The organism is Gemmatimonas sp., from assembly GCF_021298855.1.
Classification (GTDB): domain Bacteria; phylum Gemmatimonadota; class Gemmatimonadetes; order Gemmatimonadales; family Gemmatimonadaceae; genus Gemmatimonas.
The window spans coordinates 1-3414 of the sequence record NZ_JAJTHI010000049.1; the positions used below are offsets into that span (position 1 = coordinate 1).

At 73.3% G+C, this 3414-nt stretch carries 3 protein-coding genes; all 3 read right to left on the minus strand.

From position 1 onward, the window contains the following. Window positions 1–992 (minus strand): hypothetical protein (locus LW840_RS14095; protein WP_291277209.1); only part of this gene is annotated, 992 nt, incomplete at its 3' end. Continuing rightward, window positions 989–2164, minus strand: coding sequence for a glycosyltransferase (locus LW840_RS14100; protein WP_291277211.1), 1176 nt, complete (start codon window positions 2162–2164; stop codon window positions 989–991). The genes LW840_RS14100 and LW840_RS14095, both read right to left, overlap by 4 nt. Next, a complete protein-coding gene (locus LW840_RS14105; protein WP_291277210.1) occupies window positions 2157–3311 on the minus strand; it encodes a glycosyltransferase family 4 protein in 1155 nt (384 codons plus the stop codon). The genes LW840_RS14100 and LW840_RS14105 overlap by 8 nt, the downstream gene beginning before the upstream one ends. Window positions 3312–3414 lie beyond the last annotated feature (103 nt).

Sequence of the window (3414 nt, forward strand, 5' to 3'; positions counted from 1 at the left end):
CCACCGGTGAAGCCGTTGACGATCGGCAGCACCACGGCCAGCCCGCCCACCAGCGCCGCGGCGGCGGGCACCAACGCGCGGCGCACCACCGGGGAGCCGGGAGCCATGAGCATGCCCGCCACGATGGCCAGGACGGCGGCATACAGCCCACCGCGCGAAAAGGTCATGGCGCTCTGTACGGCCAGCCCCGCGGCCACCAACAGCGCCACCAGCGATACCAGCAGCCGCCGGTGCAGTGCCGCGACCAGGGTGCATGCCAGCGCTCCCACGCCAAGCACGGTGGACACCTGGTTGGGGCCAAAGCCCCCCGAGGTGGCGAAGTTGCTCTCGCCGGTGAAGACGATTTGCGTGGCGGTGAGCGTGCGGTGCCCCGTGAGTGCCGCAATGGACACGATGGGCAGGGCCAGCGCGAGCAGCAGCGTGATGGTGTTGGGCCGGTTGGCCCGCTCGCTGCGAAGGGCCCAGCTCATCATGAGCAGCGCGAATGCCGGTGCCAGCGTGGTGAGCGTGCCCTGCCGCAGCGAGCGGTCGGAGATGTCGGGCTGCCCGGCCGGCACGAGCACCGACGGCAGCAGCAGCAGCGCGAACGCCACCAGCAGCCATGGCGGCCCTGACGTGCTGCGGAAGCGCATGAGGGCCAGCGCCCCGGCCAGGATGCAGAGGTACTTGGCCGTTTCCCACGGGAGACCCTCGCGCATGAAGCGCCAGAGCACCTCGCTGCCGGCCACGTAGGCAAAGGCATACGGGAGGCGCGCCGCGCCGTCGGTGACCGCGGCCAGCAGCGTGGCGCCAATGACCAGAGCCCCGTGCACCCGCACCAGGCGGTCGTCAATGGAAACGCCCACGCCAAGCGCCAGATGCAGCAGCACAAGGCCGAGCAGCACGGGCAGCAGCGCCGGGCCGTCCATCGCCGACTCGCCGGGGCGTGTCTCGAGGCTACCGCCGGTGCGGTGGTCGGGGAGATACAGGGATCGGGGTGCGGGGCCCGTCATTCGGGGAAATCTACTTGCCGCGGGTCGCTCCACGCCCGGAGCAGGAGCGCCAGCAGCGCATTGCCCAGGGCGTTCAGGTCGTACGCAGCGGCTCCCCTGTTGCCGGACACGGCTATCCCGTCCGGTGGTGCGTGCGCAATGGCCCGCGCGACGTCGGTAGCGGTGGGCCGCGCCGTCGCGGTCGGCGCCCCGGCAGGCCGTGCGGTCTGCCCCGCCTCCCCGTGCGGCGTCACCACCCGCAGCCCAAACGCCTGCGCCTCGTGGACCACCTTGGGCCACCCTTCGGTCTCACTCACCAGCACCAGCACGTCGTGCGTCTCGTACTGCGTGAGCACGTCGTCCAATGGCAGGGCGCCGGTGAAGCGTACCCGCGGGTCCCCCGCTGCCTGTGCCTCGAGACGCGCCCGCTCGGGGCCGTCGCCCACAATGGTGCAGGCGCTCACCACGCTGGCGGGCAGCTGCGCCACCGCCTCGAGCACCACGTGGGCCCGCTTGGCCGCACTCAACCGCCCCACGAACAGCACACGGTACGGCGGCACCGGCACGGCGGCGCGAGCCGAGGCCGCGCGTTGCGCCCGCGCCAGCTGCTGCGGGGTGAACGACGCCGTGAAGAAGGGCACGATGTGCGCCGGGTCGCCGGGCTGGCGCCCGTACACGGTGACCGGGCCGTGCCACCAGCGGGAGCGCAGCAGCCAGCGCTGCCAGCGCACCGTGGCCGCCTCGCCCGCATACCCGCCCCACTGCCCGGCATACTTGGCCACCAGCCGGCGCGACCGCAGCGGCGCCACCAGCGCCCCCAGCAGCCCCACGTTGCCGGGGCAGCGCACATGAATGGCGTGGGCATCGCCCAGCAGCCGCCAGAGCCGCCACGCCAGCCAGGGCGCCCGCACCGCCTGCCAGAGCTTGGCCGCCGTACTCGTTCCCCCCGACTCGGGAAAGGCCCGCACCGCCACGTTGCGCGCCCCCAGCGGGGCGGCATCGGCGGGAGGCGGCGCGTGCCGCAGCGGCGACACGATGACCACCTCGGGAAACAGCGACGCCCACACGTCGATTTCCCGCGCGTACGGGCCGTAGGCAAAGAGCCGCCCATCGTGCTGGTAGTGCACCACGTGCGATACGATGGCCAGCCGCAGTACGCCGCCGGGGCCAGCGCCGGCGATTACGTCATCCATCACGCGCCTCGGCCACACAGCGCGCGTAGAACGCCTCGTTGCGCGGCGCCAGCTGCGCCAGATCGAAGTGCGCGAGGCAGCGGGCGCGGGCGGCGGCGCCCAGCTGTGCGCGTAGCGGGGCGTCGCCAAGGAGCCGCGTCATGGCGGCCGCCAACGCCGGCACATTCGTGGGGTCCACCAGCAGGGCGCTCTCCTCGTGCACCGCCGTTTCGGGCCCCGGGCCCCGGGCACTGATGATGCACGGGGCGCCGGTGGCCATGGCCTCGAGCGCCGCCAGCCCCTGCGCTTCGGCCTTGGAGGGAAACACGAACAGCGTGGTGCGCGCGAGCGCCTCGGCCACCTCGGCGTTCGCCAGTACGCCGGCAAAGCGCACGCGCGAAAACAGCGCCGAGGGCACGAGCCCCGCCATGGCTTGGGCGTAGGAACCGCCCGTGGCCGGGTCCCGGCTGTCGCGGCCGATGAGCTCGAGCGTGGCGTGGGGCCACTGCGGCGCCACGATGGCAAAGGCCTGCAGCAGCTCGCGCACCCCCTTCTTGTCGCACAGCGTCCCCACGAACAGCACCTGCCCGGGGTGCTGCGCCACGTCGGGGCGGGGGGCGAACTGCTGCGTGTCCACCGGGTTGGGGAGCACCGTGACCGGCCGCGCTGCCAGCGATGGCACGAGCGCAGCGGTGGTGCGCGCCACGAAGTCGCTCACGGCGCACAGGTGCGTGGCGCGGCGCAGCGAGCGGCGTTCGGCCCAGGCGCGCCAGCGGCGCAGCGGGCGCCCTTCGAGGTGCGCAAAGAAGTGGTGCCCGCCGTGCAGCCGCACCACCCGCGCCACCCCGCGCGGCAGCGGCAGCAGCGCGAAGGCCCCTTCCGGCCCCTCGATGAGTTGCACCGGCTGCTGCGCGTGCACGGTGGCCAGCGCGGTGCCCAGGGCGCGCGCATCGGCCAGCGCCCCCGCGCCGCCCCCGCGCGAGGGGAGGCGCAGCACACGCACGAGGCCGTCGCGCTCGTCGCGCACGGCCCCCAGTCCGCGTTGCACCCCCAGCACCGTGACCGTGTGCCCGCGTGCCGTCATGGCGTGGGCCATGGCGCGGGTGAACGTGCCAATCCCGCCGTGCGACGCCGGGGGATACTCCCCGCAGAGATAGACGAGATGCATGCTCGGGTTCACGCGCGAATACGGGAACCACGCCGCCCAATTGTCAATGGCTGAGGTGGCGGGTGCCAATGTGCGCCGCGGGTGCGTTAATTGTCACTCCCGA

Excerpts from the sequence above, each read along its gene's own strand:
- LW840_RS14105 (WP_291277210.1), bottom strand. The coding sequence starts at position 3,311 with ATGCATCTCGTCTATCTCTGCGGGGAGTATCCCCCGGCGTCGCACGGC.
- LW840_RS14100 (WP_291277211.1), bottom strand. The coding sequence starts at position 2,164 with ATGGATGACGTAATCGCCGGCGCTGGCCCCGGCGGCGTACTGCGGCTG.